The 22,995-nt window shown below is 31.2% G+C and carries 19 protein-coding genes and 1 other annotated feature; of the genes, 18 read left to right on the forward strand and 1 reads right to left on the reverse strand.

All coding sequences use genetic code 11. The features are described 5' to 3' along the window. Positions 1 to 245: 245 nt before the first annotated feature. The 16 genes from AC5M21_RS10635 (at position 246) to thrS (ending at position 18,465) form a co-directional block, all read left to right on the forward strand. A complete protein-coding gene (locus AC5M21_RS10635; RefSeq protein ID WP_008788233.1) occupies positions 246 to 1,211 on the forward strand; it encodes a hypothetical protein in 966 nt (321 codons plus the stop codon). Positions 1,212 to 1,276: 65 nt separating this feature from the next. Beyond that, positions 1,277 to 2,401, forward strand: coding sequence for an FAD:protein FMN transferase (locus AC5M21_RS10640; RefSeq protein WP_008788234.1), 1,125 nt, complete (start codon positions 1,277 to 1,279; stop codon positions 2,399 to 2,401). A gap of 12 nt (positions 2,402 to 2,413) precedes the next feature. After that, positions 2,414 to 2,653, forward strand: coding sequence for a TIGR03905 family TSCPD domain-containing protein (locus AC5M21_RS10645; protein ID WP_008788235.1), 240 nt, complete (start codon positions 2,414 to 2,416; stop codon positions 2,651 to 2,653). A 77-nt stretch (positions 2,654 to 2,730) separates the two neighbouring features. Continuing rightward, a complete protein-coding gene (locus tag AC5M21_RS10650) occupies positions 2,731 to 3,039 on the forward strand; it encodes a hypothetical protein (RefSeq protein WP_008788236.1) in 309 nt (102 codons plus the stop codon). Between the two features lie 43 nt (positions 3,040 to 3,082). After that, the gene (gene dnaE / locus AC5M21_RS10655) at positions 3,083 to 6,139 is read left to right on the forward strand and encodes a DNA polymerase III subunit alpha (RefSeq protein WP_008788237.1); all 3,057 of its coding nucleotides are present in this window, start codon (positions 3,083 to 3,085) and stop codon (positions 6,137 to 6,139) included. Between the two features lies 1 nt (position 6,140). Next, positions 6,141 to 8,750 carry a DNA polymerase I gene (polA, locus tag AC5M21_RS10660; protein ID WP_008788238.1) on the forward strand — a complete coding sequence of 870 codons (2,610 nt, stop codon included), beginning with the start codon at positions 6,141 to 6,143 and terminating at the stop codon, positions 8,748 to 8,750. An 8-nt stretch (positions 8,751 to 8,758) separates the two neighbouring features. Next, a complete protein-coding gene (gene mutM / locus AC5M21_RS10665) occupies positions 8,759 to 9,571 on the forward strand; it encodes a DNA-formamidopyrimidine glycosylase (protein ID WP_008788239.1) in 813 nt (270 codons plus the stop codon). Position 9,572: 1 nt separating this feature from the next. After that, positions 9,573 to 10,523, forward strand: a complete 951-nt coding sequence (locus AC5M21_RS10670; RefSeq protein ID WP_008788240.1) for a Gfo/Idh/MocA family protein — start codon at positions 9,573 to 9,575, stop codon at positions 10,521 to 10,523. Beyond that, positions 10,516 to 11,112, forward strand: a complete 597-nt coding sequence (gene coaE / locus AC5M21_RS10675; protein ID WP_008788241.1) for a dephospho-CoA kinase — start codon at positions 10,516 to 10,518, stop codon at positions 11,110 to 11,112. Before AC5M21_RS10670 ends, coaE begins: the two co-directional genes overlap by 8 nt. Next, complete coding sequence (locus AC5M21_RS10680) at positions 11,093 to 12,340, forward strand: DnaD domain protein (RefSeq protein WP_017144148.1); 1,248 nt, start codon at positions 11,093 to 11,095, stop codon at positions 12,338 to 12,340. Before coaE ends, AC5M21_RS10680 begins: the two co-directional genes overlap by 20 nt. Continuing rightward, entirely contained in the window at positions 12,337 to 13,248 is a 912-nt protein-coding gene (locus AC5M21_RS10685) for an ATP-binding protein (RefSeq protein ID WP_008788243.1), read from the forward strand. The genes AC5M21_RS10680 and AC5M21_RS10685 overlap by 4 nt, the downstream gene beginning before the upstream one ends. 76 nt (positions 13,249 to 13,324) lie before the next feature. Continuing rightward, positions 13,325 to 14,284, forward strand: a complete 960-nt coding sequence (gene pfkA / locus AC5M21_RS10690) for a 6-phosphofructokinase (protein ID WP_008788244.1) — start codon at positions 13,325 to 13,327, stop codon at positions 14,282 to 14,284. Positions 14,285 to 14,318: 34 nt separating this feature from the next. Next, entirely contained in the window at positions 14,319 to 15,743 is a 1,425-nt protein-coding gene (gene pyk, locus AC5M21_RS10695) for a pyruvate kinase (RefSeq protein WP_008788245.1), read from the forward strand. Positions 15,744 to 15,894: 151 nt separating this feature from the next. Beyond that, positions 15,895 to 16,137: a hypothetical protein gene (locus tag AC5M21_RS10700; RefSeq protein WP_008788246.1), complete on the forward strand. Its 243-nt coding sequence runs from the start codon at positions 15,895 to 15,897 to the stop codon at positions 16,135 to 16,137. Positions 16,138 to 16,205: 68 nt separating this feature from the next. Further along, positions 16,206 to 16,466, forward strand: a complete 261-nt coding sequence (locus tag AC5M21_RS10705; RefSeq protein ID WP_008788247.1) for a hypothetical protein — start codon at positions 16,206 to 16,208, stop codon at positions 16,464 to 16,466. Between the two features lie 20 nt (positions 16,467 to 16,486). Beyond that, positions 16,487 to 16,684 (forward strand) — a binding site (T-box leader). Positions 16,685 to 16,725: 41 nt separating this feature from the next. Further along, positions 16,726 to 18,465 (forward strand): threonine--tRNA ligase, encoded by a 1,740-nt coding sequence (thrS, locus tag AC5M21_RS10710; protein WP_017144149.1) that lies wholly within the window; start codon positions 16,726 to 16,728, stop codon positions 18,463 to 18,465. 7 nt (positions 18,466 to 18,472) lie between these two features. Here the strand turns inward: thrS and AC5M21_RS10715 are convergent, their stop codons facing one another. Then, entirely contained in the window at positions 18,473 to 19,303 is an 831-nt protein-coding gene (locus AC5M21_RS10715) for a MerR family transcriptional regulator (protein WP_008788249.1), read from the reverse strand. 81 nt (positions 19,304 to 19,384) lie between these two features. Between AC5M21_RS10715 and AC5M21_RS10720 the strand changes: the two genes are divergently transcribed. After that, positions 19,385 to 21,121 carry an ABC transporter ATP-binding protein gene (locus tag AC5M21_RS10720; protein ID WP_008788250.1) on the forward strand — a complete coding sequence of 579 codons (1,737 nt, stop codon included), beginning with the start codon at positions 19,385 to 19,387 and terminating at the stop codon, positions 21,119 to 21,121. Continuing rightward, positions 21,114 to 22,895: an ABC transporter ATP-binding protein gene (locus AC5M21_RS10725; protein ID WP_008788251.1), complete on the forward strand. Its 1,782-nt coding sequence runs from the start codon at positions 21,114 to 21,116 to the stop codon at positions 22,893 to 22,895. The genes AC5M21_RS10720 and AC5M21_RS10725 overlap by 8 nt, the downstream gene beginning before the upstream one ends. The last annotated feature ends 100 nt before the right edge of the window (positions 22,896 to 22,995 follow it).

A 22,995-nucleotide genomic window follows, 5' to 3' on the forward strand; every position in this document is an offset into this window, starting at 1 on the left:
TGTTTCTATAAAGAATTCTTAAGTGAGGGAATATCAGATATTTATTTTCTAATTATGAAAAAAATTTTACTTTATTATCATAATAAGAAAAGTATTGATAAAATGGTGAAAAATTTCACAACATCTTTTAAATATGTAACATTTATGGGGAAAAGACAGCATTTTATCAACGAAATCTCTTGCCATATAAACGCTTTCAATATATAATATATGTAGTTCAAAAGATATATGGGAAGGAGAATTTTATGAACAAATTAGTAAAAGTATTAGCTGCATCAGCATTAGTTGCAACTGCACTTGTTGGATGTGGAAAAAAAGATGAACCTACTGGAGGTAATACTGCTGCAAAATATGCGAAAGTTGGTTTAGGAATTGTAAGTAATATAAATGATGAAGGACAAGTTAATTCAACTATGGCTGCTATTGGTTTAGATGCTGATGGTAAAATTCAATATATTGATATTGATGTTGCACAATCTACACCAGGTGGAGATGAAAAATCAGCACTTACAAAAACAAAAAAAGAACGTGGTACAGATTATGGTATGAAAGAAACTTCTGCTAAAGCTGGAAAAATTAAAGATGGTGGAGAATGGGATGAACAAGCAAAAGCATTCGAAGAATTCTGTAAAGGTAAAACTTTGGATGAAGTTGCTAAAGTTGAAACTGAAGATTACCATGGTGGTAAAGCTCCAAAAACTGGAACTGATTTAGCTTCTAAATGTACTATTACTATTGATGATTTCTTAGCTGCTGTTGCTAAGGCTGGAACTAACGCTCAAGAAGCTAATGCTGCAAAAATTGGTATTGGTGAAGTTATGTCAAATGATGCTGAAAAGAAACAATTAAATACAACTGTTGCATTAGTTGCTACTGATGCTGATGGAAAAATTGTTTATTCAAAAATTGATGTTGCACAAATTTATAAAGGTGTTACTGATACTAAATCTGAATTAAAAGGTAAGTACAATATGAAAGAAACTTCAGCAAAAGCTGGAAAAATCAAAGATGGTGGAGAATGGTTTGAACAAGCTGAAGCATTTGAAGCTGCAATTAAAGGTAAAACTTTAGATGAAGTTGCTAAAATTGAAACTGAAGATTATCATGGTGGTAAAGCTCCAAAAACTGGAACTGATTTAGCTTCTAAATGTACTATTACAATTGATGCTTTCTTAGAAGCAATTGCTGAAGCTGGAACTGCTTTACAATAAAAAATATAAAAACTGCGAAAATATATCGCAGTTTTTTTTATTTATTGGTATAATAAGAAACGGTGATGAAATTGAAGAAAAAAATATGTGTAATTCTTGCGTTCTCTTTATTTATATTAACAGGATGTAAGAATCAAAAAGACAATTATGAGTATTATACAAAAAACTTTATTGGTGCTTTTGATACAATAACAACCTATATTACATATGCGACAAATCAGGATGACTTTGATAAACAGTGTGAATTAATTGATAAAGATTTAAATTATTATAATCAATTATTTGATAAATATAATTCTTATGATGGTGTAAATAATGTAAAAACAATTAATGATAATGCTGGAAAAAAAGCAATAAAAGTTGATAAACCGCTAATAGATTTATTAGAGTTAAGTATTGAGAGATATGAAAAAATATCTAAGAAAGTGAATATCGCTTTTGGAAGCGTTATTAATATTTGGCATGATTATCGTGAAAAAGCAGAAAGCAATAATGGCGTTGGTACTGTTCCAAGTGAGGCAGAATTAAAGAAGGCTAATCAGCATACTGGTCTTGACAGTATAAAGATTGATAAACAGGCACAAACAGTGTATATTGATGATGCAAATGTTTCTATTGATGTTGGTGCAACTGCGAAAGGTTATGCGGTTGAATTGGTTAAACAAGCTCTTATTAAAATGGGAGTTGATAATTTCCTTTTAAGTGGTGGTGGAAATGTTGCTAGTCATGGAGAAAGAAAAATAAAGAAAGAGGGAGACTTCTATCTTAATGATTGCCAAGAAAAATTTTGTGTAGGCATTGAATCACCTCAAGATGGGAATTACAGCAATAGTGAGTCTGATAATGAAGCTGTATTGGTTGTTCAAGGTGAGTCAATAGTTACGAGTGGTGATTATCAAAGATTTTATAAAGATGTTAATGGTGTCCGATATCATCATTTGATTGATCCAGATACACTATATCCAGCAGTTCATTTCAGAAGTGTAAGTATTATTACTGCTGATAGTGGTTTGGCTGATTTCTTGAGTTCAGCAGTTTTCTTAATGAGTTATGATGAAGGGCTAAAACTTATTGATTCATTGGATGGTGTTGAAGCTATCTGGTTATTAGATGATGGAAAAATAAAAATGTCTAGTGGATTGAAGGATAATGACCATCTATATGTTATTGAAAAAGATCGATTGAAGTAGGAGGAAATTTTAATGCATACTTATAAAACAAAGGGAACATGTTCAACACGTATTGATTTTGATGTTGTGAATGGAAAAGTCACAGGAGTTAAATTTGTTGGTGGGTGTTCAGGAAATTTACAGGGGATTGCAAAACTTATTGAGGGAATGGATAAGGAGGAAGCGATTCAACGTATTGAAGGAATTCGTTGTGGTGCAAAACCAACATCTTGTCCAGATCAATTGGCAAAAGCTTTAAAAGAATGTGAGTAATTGTTACTCACTTTTTCTTTTGATAAAAAATCGTATTTTTCCTTATCTTTTTTCATATCATAGTATAGGTGATTTTTATGATGATACAAAGAATTAAGAAAATGCAATTGTTGTGTGCTGCGTGTATGATATTACAATTGATATGTTATAAGTGGTATATACCTTTTCATTTGTTTGCGGTTTTACTTAGTATTGTAATTATTGTTAATCAAAAATGGTTTCGAGTTATTCAATTACAATATCATTTCTATTTGATTGGTTTATATTTTTACAGATTATGGATTTTGAGTATTGAAGCTGTTTATTTATTGCAGTTAATCTATGTGATATTTTGTTTATATATTGCAATTATGTTAATACTTTTTGCGTTTCACTGTATCTTATGAGGGCGAATTTTGTTATAATATTGAAATAAAGGAGGCGACATATATGTTTGGACATTTACAGGTTTTAAGTGCTTATAGTTTTCAAAATAGTACGATTTTAATTAAAGATTTAATCCAAGATGCAAATGCTAAGCATATAGAAGCCTTGGCTTTAACAGATAAAAATAATATGTTTGGAGCGTTAGAATTTAGTCAGGAATGTTTAAAATATGGGATTAAACCTATTTTTGGAATGGAAGCAAGTGTGATGATTGAAGGAGAGATTTATCCATTTATTTTACTGGCTAAAGATGATATTGGTTATTTTGATTTAGTGAAGGTTTGTTGTGATATTAACTTGCATGAAGATAAATGTATTGATTTAAAATCTTTGGCTCTTTATAAGGGACATATGTATATTATTTCTGGTTCAGCACAAGGAATCGTTGAAAGATTGGTTGCAAAGGAAATGGAAGAGGAGGCTGTGAAATATTTAAAATCATTTAAAGACATTTTTCAAGATAACTACTATGTTATGATTCAAAATCATCATATTAAATTACAACAAGCATTAAACGAAAGAATAATTTCACTTGCAAAATATTGTCGTGTGAAGATTCTTTGTTCCAATGAGGTTATATATTTAAAAAAAGCTGATGCTTTAGCAGTTGACTTAATGCAGGCTGCGAATCAAGGATTAACTTTAGAAAGTAAATATGTTCCTATAACAGAGGAGAAATATTTAAAAACTGAAGATGAAATGAAAATGCTTTTTGATGCTGAAATATTAGCAGAAACGAGAGAGGTTGTTCAAAACTGTAAGGCAACAATCCCTTTACAAGATAAACATCTACCATCTTTTCCAGTTCCACATCATGGAGAAGCATCAGAATATTTAAAAGGGCTTTGTCAAATGGGATTGAAGAAAAGATTCCAAAATCAAAAGATTCCATCTCAATATGTCAAAAGATTGCAGTATGAATTAAAAATAATCCATCAAATGGGATTTGATGATTACTTTTTAATTGTATGGGATTATGTGCGTTTTGCAAAAGTGAATAAGATACAGGTTGGTGCTGGGAGAGGAAGTGCTGCTGGGAGTTTAGTTGCCTATGTATTAGGAATTACTAATGTTGATCCAATTAAGTATGACTTACTTTTTGAACGATTTCTTAATCCTGAACGTGTATCCATGCCAGATATAGATATTGATTTTCAAGATGATCGTCGTGACGAAGTTGTACATTATGTTGTTGAAAAATATGGTCAAGATCATGTTGCTCAAATTGTTACGTTTAATACATATGGGCCACGTGTTGCTATAAAAGATATGGGAAAGGTCATGGGCATTCCTCTAGCTCGACTAGAAATTATTGCGAAAATGATTCCTACGGGTCCCAAAAATAAGAAGACAATTACAACTATGTATAAGACTTCAGCACAATTTCAATCTATGATTAATCAAGACCCTTTGTTGAAAAAAATTATAGGAGCAACAAGTGTTATTGAGCATTTGCCTCGTAATATTTCAACGCATGCGGCTGGTGTCATTTTATCCAAACAACCCCTAAGAGAGGTTATTCCCTTAGTATTAGGGCCAACAGCGACTTTAATGTCACAATATTCAAAAGATTATATTGAAGAAGTTGGATTATTGAAAATGGATTTTTTAGGTCTTAAGAACTTAACAATGATAGATTATATTTGTAAAGATATTAAACGAGATATAAATGAAACAGTTTTCTTAAATCAGCTGCCTTTGAATGATCAGAAAACATATGAACTCATTGCACGTGCTGATACTTTTGGTGTTTTTCAATTAGAGTCTCAAGGAATGAGAAATCTCCTAAGAAAAATGAAACCTTATTGTTTTGATGATATTGTTGCAGCCATTGCATTATTTCGTCCTGGTCCTATGGAAAACATACCTCTCTATCTGAAACGAAGAGGATTACAGGAAAAAGTTGTTTATCCATTACCGGAATTAGAACCAATATTGAAATCTACATATGGAGTTATGATTTATCAGGAGCAAATTATGCAAGTTGCCCAAAAAATGGCAGGTTTTTCACTAGGAAAAGCTGATATACTAAGAAAGGCAGTTTCAAAAAAAGAAACTGGTCTCATGCAATCAATGAAAGAGGAATTTATTGCTGGGTGCATAGATAAAGGTTATAGAGAAGAAAAAGCAATAGAAATATTTGAATTAATTGAAAAATTTGCCAATTATGGATTTGGAAAAGCACATAGTGTTGCTTATGGTTATGTTGCTTATCAATTGGCTTATTTAAAAGCAAATTATCCATTATACTTTTTTGCTTCTATTCTTTCTAATGAATTATCAAGTGAGACAACAAAGTTACATTGTATTCAAGAGTGTAAAACATATCATGTGGATATCTTGCCACCTTCAGTGAATTATTCACATGCACGTTTTATGGTTGAGAATGGTCATATACGTTATTCATTACTTGCGATTAAAAATGTTGGATATGCTGGATATAAAGCTATTGTTGAAGAAAGAAAAAATGGTCTGTTTGAAGATGTTTATGATTTTATGATGCGTATGGATGAATCGAAATTGTCTAAGAAAATGATTGAATCTTTAATTGATGCAGGAGCATTAGACGAATTTCAGTTGAGTCGAAATACAATGAAAAAGAATTTAGATACAATCAGAGATTATGGGAATTTAAAGAATATGTTAGGTATTGATGAAAAACCTGTACTCACAATTTATAAAGATTTTCAAGATGAAAAACTGAGAAAAGAAAAAGAAGTATTGGGTATTTATTTAACTATGCATCCAATTGAATTGATGAAGGAAAAGTTAAACACACCATATATTAATGTTTCTTCATTATATGAATATGTGAATCAAACAGTGAATATTGTTGTTCAATTACAAAGAGTTAAAAATATTACCGATCGTAAAGGTGATGAAATGTGTTTTATTGAAGGATTTGATGAAACAGGTAGTGTCGATGGTGTTGTGTTTGCATCGAGATATAAGAGTATAGGTATGATGTTAAAGAAAGGAAACATTTGTCTTATGAATGGAAAAGTTGATATGAAAGATAAGTTATCTTTTATTGTTGATAAGGCAAGAGTGATAGAATAAAATGGAAGAATTAGTATTGATTGATGGAAATTATTGGTTGTTTAGTTCGTATTATGCGACAGCAGCTATGGGAAATTTGATGGTTAACAAAGATGGTATTCCAACCAATGCAGTTTTTGGGTTTGCTAATCGTTTAGAAAATGTTATTAAAAAAAATCCAAAAGGGATTATGGTTGCGTTTGATGCAAAAGGGAAAACTTTTAGAAGTGATCTTTTAGAAGAATACAAAGGAACAAGGAAAGAAACACCAGAAGAATTAAAATGTCAATTTGAAATTGTTAGAGAATTTTTAGATGCTCATCAGATTCCTTATTGTGAACTTGAGGGATATGAAGGTGATGATATTATTGGTACACTTGCGACTCAGGGATCAAAGCAAGGCTATCAGGTGAATATCATGACTGGTGATAAGGATATGATGCAATTGGTAGATGAACATATTCATGTTTATAAAAGAAATACAAAAACAAAGACTGATGACGTTATTACACCTAAAACATTTTATGAAAAATATGAATTGCAGCCTGATCAAATGAGAGATTTATTAGGTTTAATGGGAGATAGTGCTGATAATATTCCAGGAATACCAGGTGTTGGTGAAAAGACAGCTCTTAAATTATTACATGAATATCAAACTATTGAAAACTTAAAAGATCATTGTTCAGAAATCAAAGGAAAAATGGGTGAAAAGATTAGAGAGAATATTGAACTTGGTATTCAGTCTAAGCAGATTGCAACGATCTTAAAAGATATACCTCTTGATGTCACACTTGATGATTGTCACTATGTTGGTTATGATTTTGATAAGTTAAAAGATTTTTATCAGAAATATGATATGAATTCATTATTAAAAAAGATTTCTATGGAATCAAAAGCACCAAAGCAAACTGAACTTCATTATGAAGTTGTAACGAAGATGCCTTCTATTACTCAAGCTAGTTGTATCTTAGGTGCAATCTATGATCAAAATTATCATAAATCTATTGTATTAGGTTATGCTTTGTATAATAAAGAGCAAGCATTTTATATCTCTTTTGAAGATGCATTAAATGATCAAGATTTCCTGAACTATTTAAAAGATGAAAAATATAGCAAATATAGTTATAACATCAAAGCTCAAATTCTTTCTGCGAGATGGAATGGAATTGATATAAAAGGCATGAATTTTGATTTGCAATTAGCTTCTTATATATTAAATCCAAGTCTAAAAGATGAAATGAAGTCTATTTGTGATTATTATGATTATGATTCTGTTCAATATGAAGAAGAAGTATTTGGGAAATTAGCAAAAAAACATATTCCTGAAATTGATTTATTAGCAAGGCATACAGTTTCAAAGGCCAAAGCTATATATGATTTAAAAGATGAAGCTATTCAAAGATTGAAAGATGAAGAACAATTTGATCTTTATCAAAATCTAGAATTGCCAGTGACTTACATTCTTGCAGATATGGAGTATGTTGGTGCAAAAATCGATATTCATGTCTTAAAAGAAATGGAAATGGATTTTGAGCAGCAGATTAAACAAATTGAAGAAGATATATATATGTTAGCAGACAAAGAATTTAATATTTCATCACCTAAGCAGTTAGGAGAAGTTTTATTTGAACGATTAGGCTTACCTAATGGTAAAAAGACCAAAACGGGTTATTCAACTTCTCAAGATATTTTAGAGAAGATTGAAGGATTACATCCTATTATTCCATTAATTCAAAAATATCGTATGTTAACAAAATTATCTTCAACATATGTAAAAGGTTTGCAAGAACAAGTTTTTGCAGATGGGAAAATACATACAATTTATAATCAAGCTCTAACTCAAACAGGAAGATTATCTTCTATAGAACCAAATCTTCAAAATATTCCAGTTCGTCAAGAAGAAGGAAAATTGATTCGTAAAGCTTTTATACCAAGCCATGATTATCTAGTCACATTTGATTATTCACAAATTGAATTGCGTATTTTGGCTCATTTGGCAGGAGTTCAATCACTCATAGAAGCTTTTAATCAAGATAAGGATATTCATACACATACAGCAGCTTTGGTCTTTAAAGTCAAGGATGAAGAAGTAACAGCCAATATGCGTAGACAAGCTAAGGCAGTAAATTTTGGAATTATTTATGGGATGGGAGAATTTAAGTTATCTCAGCAAATTGGTGTCTCTTTAAAAGAAGCCAAAGAATTTATTCGTAGATATTTTGAAGAATATCCAGAAATCAAAGTCTATATGGATCAAATTGTTGAAGATTGTAAAAACACAGGTTATGTGTCAACAGTTTTAAATCGTAAAAGATATATTCCAACAATCAATGATAAGAATTTTATGGTTCGTGAACAAGCTAGACGTTTTGCGATGAATTCACCAATTCAAGGAAGTGGTGCTGATATCTTAAAACTTGCTATGATGAAAGTGAATCAATTAATGAAAGATAAACATTTAAAATCAGAAATGATTTTACAAGTCCATGATGAATTGATTTTTGATGTTTATAAAGATGAATTAGATGAAATGATGAAATTAATTAAATCAGCAATGGTTGAAGCATTCCAAATGGATGTTCCATTGAAAGTTGATGGGGCTTATGCTTCTAATTGGTATGATTTGAAGTAGGTGAGAAAATGCCAGAATTACCAGAAGTAGAAACAGTAAGACAAACATTAAGACAATTTATTTTAGATGAAAATATAGAAGGCATTGATGTTTATTATGATAAGATTATTAATGGAGATACTCAGGAGTTTATAGAGCGTTTAACACATCAAACAATTAGAGACATTGATCGTGTGGGAAAATATTTGATTTTCTTATTAGATGAAGATGCTTTTGTTTCTCATTTGCGAATGGAAGGAAAGTATCATATTGTCAAAAGAGAAACGCCTGTCGATAAACATACACACGTTGTTTTTCATCTTCATGATGGGCAGGATTTGCGTTATATAGATACCCGTAAATTTGGAAGACTAGAACTTGTTGATCGTCATTTGTATCGTGAACAATTACCATTAATGAAATTAGGAAAAGAACCATTTGATATCAGTGGTGAAGAACTTTATGCTTTGTTGCATAAGACATCATTACCAATTAAAACAGCTCTTTTAGACCAATCGATTATGTGTGGAATTGGCAATATTTATGCAAACGAAATATGCTTTTTAATGAAAATTGATCCACGCACAAGAGCTTCTCGTTTATCCAAGAAAAGAGTTCATGAATTAAAACAGATTTCTGTGGATGTTTTAAACCGTGCTATTGCTCAGGGAGGAACAACAATTCATTCTTTTGATGCTAATGGTATTCATGGATTGTTTCAGGTTCAACTCAAGGCACATGGACAAAAAATATGTCCATGTTGCCAAGGTGAAATCAAGAAAATAATGTTAAATCAAAGAGGAACATATTATTGTCCACATTGTCAAAAAAGGAGGTACTAACATGATTCGCTGGGGAATATTAGGAATGGGAAAAATTGCTACAAGATTTATGCAAAGTTTAAATAAAAGCCAAGAAGGATATCTTTATGCTGGGGCATCTTTAACAGCAGTAAAAAGAGAACAGTTTTCTTTGAATCATCCTCATATTCTAATATATCCAACATATGAAGATTTGTTAGAAGACCCAAATATTGATGCTGTTTATATAGCAACTCGTCATAATGATCATTATCAATGGGCAAAGGCAGCTTTATTAAAGAAAAAAGCTGTTCTTTGTGAAAAGCCTGCAACATTAACGTATACTCAAACTGAAGACTTGTGTCAATTGGCTAAGTCCAACCAAACATTTTTTATGGAAGCTATGAAAACAAGATTTATTCCACTTGTGGCTGACATGAAGAAAGTTGTTGCATCTGGTGAGATAGGTGAAGTTCAACGTATTGAAACATCATTTTGTTCTGATGTAGACTATCAAGAAGGACATTATCTTTTTGATAAAGAACAAGGAGGTGTTTTGTACGATGTTGGAACTTACAATATTGCAACGACTCTTGATTACATAACATCGCCATTACAAAAAGTCTCAACTCAGGTTATTTACAAAAATGGTGTAGATGCTTACGATGTCGTTGAATTGGTTTTTGAAAGTGGACAGACAGCAAAACTAGAAATGGCAATAGATAGAAGCAAGGAAAAAAACATGATTATTTATGGTTCACAAGGAACAATGACAGCTGTGCCTTTTTATCGCCCTGAACAAGCTATTATAACTATTAATAATCAGCAAAGAGTTATTGAAAAGTCATATATTTATGATGATTTCTTTACTGAGATTGAAGAGGTGCATCGTTGTCTCAAAGAAAAAATCATTGAGAGTCCAAGGATGTCATTGCAGGATTCTTTAGATTGTATGTATGTTATGGAAAAGATAAGGGAGTCTTTCTATGACTAAGGTTATTGGGTTGACTGGTTCTATTGCAGTTGGAAAGAGTACTGTTTCAAATTATTTATTGACACATGGTTATTGTGTCTTAGATGCTGATGAAATTTCTCGACATGCATTAGATCAAGGTACAGAGTGTTTTAAGCAGGTTATAAATTTATTTGATTGTTTAGATGAAAAGGGCTCTATAGATAGAAAGAAGTTAGGCAATATTGTTTTTCATAATGCTTATAAGAAACGACAATTAGAAAATATTATTCATCCTTATGTCATTGAACAATTGAAGATAGGCATACGTACTTGTCAGGATGAACTTATTTTCTTAGATATTCCTTTGTTATATGAAGTTCATTTAGAGGCATTATGTGATAAAATTATTGTTGTATACGTTGATGAAACAACACAGATGAAACGTTTAATGCAGCGAAATCATATAACGCAAGAAGAAGCAATGCACTTAATAGGACAACAAATATCTATAGAGAAAAAGAAAGATATGGCAGATTTTGTGATTGATAATAGAAGTTATTATGAGGAACTGTATCAGGAAATAGAAAGGGTTTTAAAGGTATTAAAAGATGAAACTATATATGAGTGATTTGTACAGAGTTGAACTTCACTATCCATTAGATGAAGTTCAAACAGATATATTGTATTATTTGTATCAGCCACTTATTGGCTCTGATGCTTTACAATTATATATGATGTTAGTTATAGAGGGTAAACGCATGAATCGTTTTTTAAAGCCATCTTCTTTATCTCGTTTAACATCTTTTCTTTCAATGAGTTTTACAGATTTAGAAAAGCATTTTCAATCATTAGAAGCCATTGGATTATTAAAAACATTTGTTAAGCATGAAAATCAAATAACACAATATATCTATCAACTCCAATCACCACTCACATTAAAAGCATTTTTTAAGAATCAAATTCTATCATCTTTATTACAAGAATCGCTTTCTCCTGAAGATTTTCAAAAGACAGTTCAGTATTTTAGAATATCTGTAGAAGATTTATCAGATTATGAAGAAGTAACAGTTCGTTTTCAAGATGTTTTTCAAATCTATCATCATAGAAAACATGGCAGAATCTTAAAAATAAAAGATGAATTCAAAGAGCCAGTTCATCAAAATATAGAAGTCGCTTATGATAAGGAACTTTTATTGAAGAGTTTAGCTGATTATCAAATCAATAAATCAAAACTTACTGATGAGGATTTTCAATATATGATTCAACTTGCTACAGTTTATTCTATTGATGCTTTAACTTTAGCTGGTTTGGTTAAAGATTCAATGCATTCTCAAGGGCTTGATTATGACCGTTTAAAATTAAATATTAAGAAATATTTTGAAATGGATAGTGTCTCTAAATTGCAGGAAGTCTACCATAAGCAGCCATTGCAATATCAAACACAAGAGGGACAACAATCACCATTAGTTTTACATATGAAGTATTTGGATAATTTAACACCATATGAATTATTAAAAGAAAAACAAGGGGGAAAAGAACCTGTTTTTCATGATTTAAAGATTGTCGAAACCTTAATGGTTCAGTTAGGATTGAAACCAGCTGTTGTCAATGTGCTTATTGAATATGTTCTTGGCAAAAATAATAATCGTTTATCAAAAAGTTATTGTGAAACAATTGGGGGATCACTAGCAAGAAATCATATTGAAACTGCAATGCAGGCATATCAGGAACTGATGAATGATAAGCGTCAAAGTGAAGAAGAATTAAAAATTGAACATGTGATTGAAGAGAACACAGAAGTCAATTCACAGAAATTATTTGAATTGTTAGATAAATTAGAGGAGGGACAATTATGATAAAGATTGGAGACATGCTTGAACAACCTGAAATTCAAAAAATGAAAAGAGAGAGTATTTATGCTTTATCAAAAGAAAAAAATATTCAAGAATTTTTAAAGACTTATCATTTAAATACATCTATAATGGATGATTATTGGGTTGAATTCTTAGATTATAATGATGATTATCAATTATGCCAAGGGTGTCAATCTTTACAAAATTGTCGTAAAGATAATCAAGGAATGAAAAAAAATCTTGTCTATAGAGACGGTGAAGTTATTTTAGAATTAGAAAGTTGTTTATATGGGAAAGCATTAGAAAGAAGAAGATTATTGTTAGAAAAGTTTGTTATAACAAATGTGAATGATGATATTCTTTTAACAGATCTTACATCATTAGAGATTGTTAAAAAAGCCAATAGCTTATCACCTAATGGTCAAAATACATTAGGTCATATTTTAAAATATTTACAAGAACCCAATGATAAAGGTTTATTTTTACATGGTGAAATGGGAACAGGTAAAACAACTTTATTAGCTGGCTTGATGAATTCTTTAGCCAAGAAAGGAAAAGAGATTGGTTTTATTCATTTCCCTACTTATCTTATTGATCTTAAAGCTAGTTTTTCGACTGGGGATACTGAATACGCAATGGAGCGTTTAATGAAAGTTGATTATTTATTATTGGATGGAATTGGTGAAGAGAATGTGACAGTTTGGTCTAGGGACGAAATTTTACTGACAATTTTATCATATCGTTTATTAAATCACTTACCAACATTCTTTACGAGTATGTATGGTTATAAAGATCTAAAAAAGGTCTATACTATTAAAAAAGGTGATGAAATTCGAGCAAATACGATAATTTCAAAATTGAAAGCGCTAAGCATTGAAATAATGCTTGACGAGGGCAAAATGAAGATATAGAATGGAAACAAAAGTGTAGAATATATCAATATTTTATGATAGAATCAAAATGCTATAAAGTGAGAGGAGAAGAATTATGGTAAAATGTATTGGGGTGTTAACTTCAGGTGGAGATGCTCCTGGAATGAACGCAGCCATTCGTGCTGTGACAAGAACTTGCTTAAATAGAGGAATCAAGATTTATGGAGTCCGTTTAGGATATAAAGGGTTACATGATGGGGACTTTATTGAATTTGATAGACATAGTACACGTAATATTATTAATGTTGGTGGGACGTTCTTAAAGTCAGCACGTTTTCCAGAGTTTAAAGATCCAGCAGTGAGAGAAGAAGCGATTAAGCAAATGAAAAAAGTTGGAATGGAAGCTTTGGTTGTTATTGGTGGAGATGGTAGTTATAATGGCGCTTTGAAATTAACAGAAATGGGAATTAATTGTATTGGAATTCCTGGAACAATTGATAATGATATTCCTGATACTGATTTTACAATTGGATTTGATACAGCTTTAAATACAATTGTAGATGCATTAGATAAATTAAGAGATACATCAAGTTCTCATCAAAGATGTACAATTCTAGAAGTTATGGGAAGAAGATGTGGAGATTTGGCTGTTCATGCTGGTCTTGCTTGTGGTGCAGAAATGATTGTGACAAGTGAAAGTGGTTTTGATGAAAAAGAAATTATTGAAACTTTAAAAAGATCAAAAGCTTCTGATAAAAAACATGCATTAATTGTGATTACTGAACACATTACTGATGTTCATGAATTAGCAAAACGTGTTGAAGAAGAAACTGGTTTTGAGACACGTGCAAATGTTTTAGGGCATATGCAAAGAGGTGGAAGCCCGACTGCAAGAGATCGTGTTTTAGCAAGTCGTATGGGTATTAAGGCTGTTGAACTTCTTGAAGAAGGAAAAGGTGGTCTTTGTGTGAGTGATGTGAGAGGCGAAATCGTTGGATTGCCAATTGAAGAAGTCTTGGGACATAAGAGAACTGTAAATCAAGGTATTTACGAAGATGTATTGAAACTTCGTTAATATAAATAAGAGGGTATAGGAGATAAAGTAAAGTATGAAAGAAAAAATGAAAAAGACGAAAATTGTTTGTACAATTGGGCCTGCATCTGAAAGTCCAAAGATGTTAAAGAAATTAGTTTTAGCTGGTATGAATGTTATGCGTTGTAATTTCTCACATGGTGATTTTGCTGAGCATGGAGCAAAAATGCAAACTATGCGTGATGTGAACGCAGAACTTGGAACTAACTGTGCTATTTTGTTAGATACAAAAGGACCTGAAATTCGTACTGGTGATTTTGAAGGTGGTGCTGCAAATTTCAAAAAAGGACAAGTTTCTACTATCTGTGTAGAAGATATTGAAGGGACTGCAGATCGTTTTACTATTACTTATAAAGATTTATATAAAGATGTTAAACCAGGTGGATTTATCTTGGTTAATGATGGTCAAGTTGAATTATTAGTTGACCATGTTGAAGGTACTGACATTGTTTGTGTATGTGCAAATGATGGAAAAGTGAAAAACAAACGTGGAATTAATGTTCCTGGAATTAAATTAGGTTTTGAATACTTATCTGAAAAAGATAGAGCAGATATTGCATTTGGTTGTGAACAAGATGTAAACTTCATTGCTGCATCATTTGTACGTCGTGCTCAAGACGTTTTAGATGTGAAAAAAGTATTAGTTGAAAATGGTAAACCTGAAATTCAAATCATCGCTAAAATTGAAAATAGCGAAGGTGTTGAAAATATGGATGAAATTTTGAAGGTTGCTGATGGAATCATGGTTGCACGTGGAGATTTAGGGGTAGAAGTTCCTGCTGAAGACGTACCATTAATCCAAAAAGAATTGATTACAAAATGTAAAGCAGCTGGTAAAGTTGTTATTACTGCAACTCAAATGTTAGAATCTATGCAAGAAAATCCTAGACCAACTCGTGCTGAAGTTAGCGATGTTGCTAATGCTATTTATGATGGTACTGATGCAATTATGTTATCTGGAGAATCTGCTCAAGGAAAATATCCAGAAGAAGCTGTTATGGTTATGAACAAAATCGCTTTAAAAACTGAATCTACTTTAGATTATGCTTCTTTACATAGAAAAGCTGTAAGAACTGCAACTGATGATGCATCTGAAGCTATCTGTATGTCAGTAGCTGAAATTGCGACTAAATTTGAAGTTGCTGCTATTATTGCATTTACTGAATCAGGATTTACTGCTAAGAAAATGTCAAGATATAGACCAGAATGTCCAATTATTGCTGCAACTCCATATGGAGAAACAACAAGAAAATTAGCATTAAACTGGGGTGTAAAACCAGTAACATGTAAACAAATGGATACAACTGAAGGTTTATTAAATTTAGCAGAAGTTATTGCTAAAGAAAATGGAATTGATGCTGGTCAAACAATTTTAGTGACTGGTGGAACTCCAGGTATCGAAGGAACAACAAGTTATTTACAATTAATTACAGTAAAATAATGAATGTAAGGACCAATTGGTCCTTTTTTTGTTTATCGACTACATTCGACAAAATATGCATTTTATTGTGAAAATAATAACGTTATTTTGTGAGATTTCTTCATAACTTTTTCATATCTTTGTGGTATTGTAAGCATAGAGGTGAGAGAATATGTTTAATAATACATCTCAAAAAATAAAGTTATTTGCTTATATCTATTTTTTTGGAAACCTAATTAATCAAGGGTATAGAGATATTTATCAATTCATACAATTAGAATGTAGTTCACAATTTATTGTGAGTACTCTTTTAGGATTATTGAATGGACTTATTTTGTATTTTGTTCTTTCACTTATTATCTATGGATTTGGTAAAATTGTGGAATATTTTGAAATGTTAAATGATCGTTATTGATTTTCACTATGAGAAAATAAGCAATAATATCATATTTTTTATGATATTGTGAAAGTAGGAGGAGATATATGTTTCATAAAGTATCGAAAATTATAAAAGTCTGTGCTTATCTTTTCCTATTTGGGAATATTATAAGTCAGGGATATAGTATTGCGATTAATACGTCCTACTTGAATACTGGGCAATTGATGGGTGTTGAATCTATGATATTGATGCTTTGGTCTTGTTTTATTTCTTTTTTGATTTCTTCATTAATATATGGGGCAGGAGAAATTATAGAATATTATGAAAAAGCAAACTCAAAAATATCAGATGACTTGACAAAATAATAGTTTGATGTAAAATAATGCTACAAGCTATGATTTAGGATATGTTTTTATATAAGTATTGTTTAGAGAGGAAACGGTTGCTGAAAGTTTCTCAATCTTTATAAAGATACTCCCTAATGAGCTACACTCGAAAGAGAATGTCGTTGGGTCGCGTTAAGACAATAGAGGTTATCGAAAGATAATAAATTAAGGTGGTACCACGAGATTTCGTCCTTTGCGATGAGATCTCTTTTTTAATAATAAAAAGGAGGAAATGAAAATGGCAAACTTTGATTTTAAAAATGATGAACAATTAAATATGTTAAACCATTCGTGTGCTCATGTTTTGGCACAAGCAATTCAGCATTTATATCCAAATGCTAAATTTTGGGTTGGTCCAGTAGTGAGTGAAGGATTCTATTATGATATTGATTTAGGAGACAAAGTCATTAAGGATGAAGATATTCCAGCTATTGAAAAAGAAATGAAGAAGATCTGTAAAGATGGTAAACGTATTATTCGTGAGGAGCATTCTAAAGCAGAAGCAATGGAGATGTTTAAAGATGACCCATACAAATTAGATTTAATTTCTGGTTTAGAAGACGGACATATTACATGTTATCGTCAAGGTGATTTTGTAGACTTATGTAGAGGGCCACATGTTGAAACTGTTAAAATGTGTAAAAATTTTAAATTGCTTAAACATTCAGGTGCTTATTGGAAAGGTGATAAAGACAATAAAGTTCTGCAAAGAATTTATGGTGTTTGTTTTCCAACTCCAGAAGAATTACAAGCTTATTTAGATTTTTTAGAAGAAGCTAAGAAAAGAGATCATAAGAAATTAGGTAGAGAATTAGATTTATTTATGATGAGTGAGTATGCACCAGGAATGCCTTTTTTCTTACCACATGGTATGCTGCTTAGAAATGAATTAGAAAAATTCTGGTATGATGAACATACAAAAGAAGGATATGAATTCATTAAAACACCTATTATGATGTCTAAGGAATTATGGGAAGTTTCAGGACATTGGTATAATTATAAGGAAAATATGTATACTTCACTAGTTGATGAGCGTGAATTTGCTATTAAACCTATGAACTGTCCTGGCAGCTTACTTGTCTATAAAAATGGTTTACATTCATATAAAGATTTACCAATACGTATGGGTGAACTTGGACAAGTGCATAGACATGAAGCAAGTGGGGCTTTAAATGGTTTATTCAGAGTTCGTACTTTTACTCAAGATGATGCACATATCTTTATGACTCCTGATCAGATTGAAAGTGAAGTTGTTCGTTTGATTGCTTTCATTGATCGTGTTTATTCAATGCTTGGATTATCATATGATATTGAATTATCTACGAGACCAGAAGAAAAATATATTGGAGAATTAGAAATTTGGGAGAAAAGTGAAGCAGCTTTAGCAGCAGCCTGTCAGGCGGCTGGAAAAGATTATAAGATCAATCCAGGAGATGGAGCTTTCTATGGTCCTAAATTGGATTTCCATGTTAAGGATTCTTTAGGAAGAGTTTGGCAATGTGGAACTATTCAATTAGATATGAATTTACCTGAAAGATTTGATTTGACTTATGTGGATCAAAATGGTGAAAAGGTAAGACCAGTTATGGTTCATAGAGTTATCTTTGGATCTATTGAAAGATTTATTGGTATTTTAATAGAACATTTTGCAGGAGCGTTCCCATTATGGTTAGCACCTGCTCAAGTCAAAGTCATTCCAGTGAAAAATGAATATCATTTAGACTATTCTCAAGAAATTTTTAAATTGTTAGAAGCTAAAGGTATTCGTGTTGAAATAGATGACAGAGAAGAAAAACTAGGTTATCGTATTAGAGAGGCACAAATGAAAAAAATTCCATATCAATTGGTATTAGGTGATAAGGAAAGAGATGAAAGAACAGTCACTTATCGTCAATATGGTGAGCAAAAACAAACAACTGTCTCATTAGATGAATTTATTTGCATGATTTTAAAACAAATTGAAGACAAAGCATTATAAAAGCATATCACTCGATATGCTTTTCATTTGTTTCTAGATAGATTGTGGTAATAAATTTATTTTCATCTTGAACAGCAATATCTGATAAAACATATTCTTCATAAGCATTTTCTCCTAAAATAATATGATGCTTTCTTGCATAAGAAAGTGCTCTTTGATAGGCTTCACTAATTGTTTGATAATCACCTTGATGATATGCAACTATGTAATAACCAGCTTTCATAATGCGAATATTTCTATGATTATTTTTTCTCACACGGGTATATAAACACTGAAATGTATTATAATTCTGTTTACACAATTCATCAATTGATAGAATTGTTCCTACTTTGTCCATTGTATCCAGATGATTATTATAAAAACGGACATATTCATCATTATAAGCTTCAAAACTTTTGTTGTTTTTGTGGTGAATATCATCACTACAAAGAATATATTCTTCATCAAAGTATTGAAGATAAATATCATTGACTTGAATCTGGAGAGCATGTGAAGTTGTTGAACGAATTGTTTTAATAAAATCTTTAGCTCGTTTTAATTCTTTCATTTTTTGATCTAAAACTTTTTCTTGATCGTTTAATAAGTCAATCAATAATTGAGGTGTTCTTGTTTCAAGATAAATCTTAATATCATTTAAAGACATACCAATACTTTTAAGAATAGTAATAATAGTAAAAGTATCATACTGATGATGAGAATAATAACGATATTGATTCTCTTTTACAATAGATGGTTTAAATAATCCAATTTCATCATAATGAAATAAGACATGTTTAGGAACATTGCATATACGTGCAAACTCTCCTGTAGTAAAGTATTTCTCACGATTTTCTGACATTTTTTCATTCTCCTATTGACTATAAGGTAACCTTATAGTTTATTATAGAGTAATCAAGTCAAAACGGCAAGGAGGGAAAATATGAAATTAATATTAAAATACTTATTGAAGTATAAAAAGTTACTTGTTCTCAATGTCATTTCTGTCTTTGGGTTTGCACTTGTTGAATTAGGACTTCCAACAATCATAGCTAATATGATTGATATTGGAGTTGCCACTGAAGATAAAGGATATCTTTATATGATGTGGGGTGTTGCCATTGCAATATCAATTGCTGGAGTTCTAGGAACAATCTTACTCGGGTATTGTTGTGCGAAAATTTCAACATCAATTACACGTGATATTCGAAATGATATTTTTACAAAAGTCCAAGATTTTTCACCAAGTGAATTTAATAAATTTGGAATTTCTTCATTAATCACACGTACAAATAATGATGCATTCCAAATTCAGTTATTTGTTAATGTGATTTTGAGAACTGCTTTATTGACACCAGTTATGATTGCGGTGTCATTCTTCATGACATTAAAAACATCTTTAGACTTGTCTTTGGTTATTGTTGCAACTTTACCATTAATTATTATTGGCGTCATTATTGTTGCAAAAGTGTCTGAACCAATGTCGCAAAAACAGCAATCTTCACTTGACCATTTAAATCGTATTTCTAGAGAAAATTTAACTGGAATTAAGGTAATACGTGCTTTTAATAATGATCATTATGAACAAGCAAGATTTAATGATACAAACAGTGAGTTTACTGGTCATACAAAAAGAATCTTTAAATTAATGAATTCTGCTGATCCGATATTTTTCTTAGTTATGAATATAGCAATCTTATTTATCTTTTATATTGCAGCAACTATGATTGGGGCAGGAACTTTACAAGTTGGAAAGTTAGTTGCATTTCAGGACTATTTATTCCATGCTATGTTTTCAATGTTATTGTTCTGTAGTGTTTTTGTTATGTATCCACGTGCAGCTGTTTCAGCCAAACGTATTCAAGAAGTTTTAAATTCTGATATTATCATTCAAGATCATCAAAAGGTGACTAAACAGCCAATTTCTAAGGAACATACGCTGTCATTTGATAATGTTACTTTTGTATATCCAGATGGTGAAGAAGCTGTTTTAAAAGACGTTTCTTTTTCAGCAAAGCAGGGTGAGACAATTGCTTTCATTGGTAGTACAGGTTCAGGTAAATCAACATTAATTAATTTAATTCCACGTTTTTATGATGTGAGTTGTGGAAAGATTACAGTTGATGGAATCAATATACAAGATTATTCGATGAAAGAACTGCGTGATAAAATAGGCTTTATTCCTCAAAAAGCAATGCTTTTTACTGGAACAATTGCTGATAACATTCGTTATGGAAAAGAAGATGCAACTGATGAAGAGGTTGCTCATGCAGCACGCATTGCACAAGGGTATGATTTTATTATGGAAAAGCCATTAGGCTTTCATGAAGTGATTACAGAAAGTGCAACGAACGTGTCTGGTGGTCAGCGTCAACGTTTAAGTATAGCCAGAGCGATTATTAAAAAGCCACAAATTTATATTTTTGATGATTCTTTTAGTGCATTGGATTTTAAAACAGATGCAAGTTTAAGAAAGGCATTAAAAGATGAAACTAAAGAATCTATTGTATTGGTTGTTGCGCAACGAATTTCTACGATTATGGATGCTGATCAAATTATTGTCTTACACGAAGGACAAGTTGTTGGTAAAGGGAAACATCATGATTTATTAAAAACATGTCCTATCTATCATGAAATTGCAGCTTCTCAGCTGAGTGAGGAGGAGTTAGCCTATGAATAAGAAATGGCAAAGTTTTAAAAAATCAGTTGCTCAGATTGGTCCATTTATCTCACCATACAAATGGAGTTTCTTTATTGCCATAGGAATGATTATTATTACAAATATTGTTTTGGCCATTACACCAACAATAGAAGGACAAATCACCTCTTTATTAATGGAAAATGCTTTAGCAATTGCTGATAAAGTACCAGGAGCTCATATTCAATTTGATATTGTTATTAAAATTATTGTAACATTGTTTATTTTCTATATGATTAAAACAATTTCACAATTGATATTTACTTTTACAATTACAAATTCTATTCAAAATGCTATGCATGATTTACGTAATGCATTACAAGAAAAGATTAGACATTTACCAATTAGTTATTTTGATACTCATCAGTATGGTGATGTATTAAGTCGTATTACTAATGATGTTGATACTGTTTCAAATGCGTTACAACAGACATTAAGACAGATTATTGGTGGTGTTTTATCACTAGGACTAGCAATTTTCATGATGTCACGTATTAATGTGGCAATGACATTTGTTGTTCTTATGATTATTCCATTAGCATTATTGATTACGAGATTTATTGTCAAGAGATCACAAAAACGTTTTACTGCTCAACAAAAAGCATTAGGAAATTTGAATGGTGCTATTACTGAAATGTATACAGGATATAATGAAATTTTGTTGTTTAATAAACAACAAAAATCAATTGAACAATTTAAAGATATTAATGAAGAGTTATGTCAAAATGCATTTAAGGCTCAGTTTATGTCATCACTTATTTCACCTTCTATTTCTCTTGTCACATATATTATTATTGGGACAGTTGGATTAATGGGATGCTTATATGCTATTGGCGGAGGGATGCAAATTGGACAGATTCAAGCATTTGTTCGTTATATTTGGCAGGTCAATGATCCTATTTCTCAGGTAAGTAACTTATCTTCACAAATTCAGTCTGCGTTTGCTGCAATTGAAAGAATCTTTGAAGTTTTAAATGAAAAAGAGGAAATAGAAACACAAGTACCACAAGTGATTGAACAGACAAAAGGTCAAGTCAGTTTTGACCATGTTCATTTTGGATATGGTGATAAAGAAGTTATTCATGATTTTAATGTTGAAATTGAAAGTGGACAGATGGTTGCTATTGTGGGACCAACTGGCTCTGGAAAAACAACTTTGATTAGTTTATTGATGCGTTTTTATGATGTAACATCTGGCAGTATCCGCATTGATGGCATTGATATCAAAGATATGCGTCGTGAAGATTTGCATGCCTTATTTGGAATGGTTTTACAAGATACCTGGTTATTTCATGGAACAGTTTATGATAACTTGCGTTATGGTCGTCAAAATGCACGAAAGGATGAAATTATAGAAGCTGCAAAACAAGCAAATGTTCATCATTTCATTCGTACACAACCTGAAGGCTATAACATGATTATTAATGAGGAAGCAAACAATATTTCTCAGGGTGAAAAACAGCTATTAACAATTGCACGTGCTATTTTAAAAAATCCTCAGATTTTAATATTAGATGAAGCTACATCTTCAGTAGATACTCGTTTAGAAAAAATGTTACAAGAGGCTATGCATAATGTTATGAAAGGGCGTACAAGTTTTGTCATTGCACATCGTCTTTCAACAATTAAGAGTGCTGACTTGATACTCGTAGTGAAAGATGGGCGTATTGTTGAACAAGGTAAACATGAAGAACTTATTATGAAAAAAGGCTTCTATGAACAATTATATAATGCTCAATTCCAAGAAGATGCATAAGATAGAGAAGGAGATTTAACTACAAAGATAGGGAAATCTCTTTTGTTTTTCTCAAAATCAAAAGTTATTCACATATTTCATTTCTTTGAAGAAAATTCAA

The organism is Coprobacillus sp. (genome assembly GCF_984815275.1).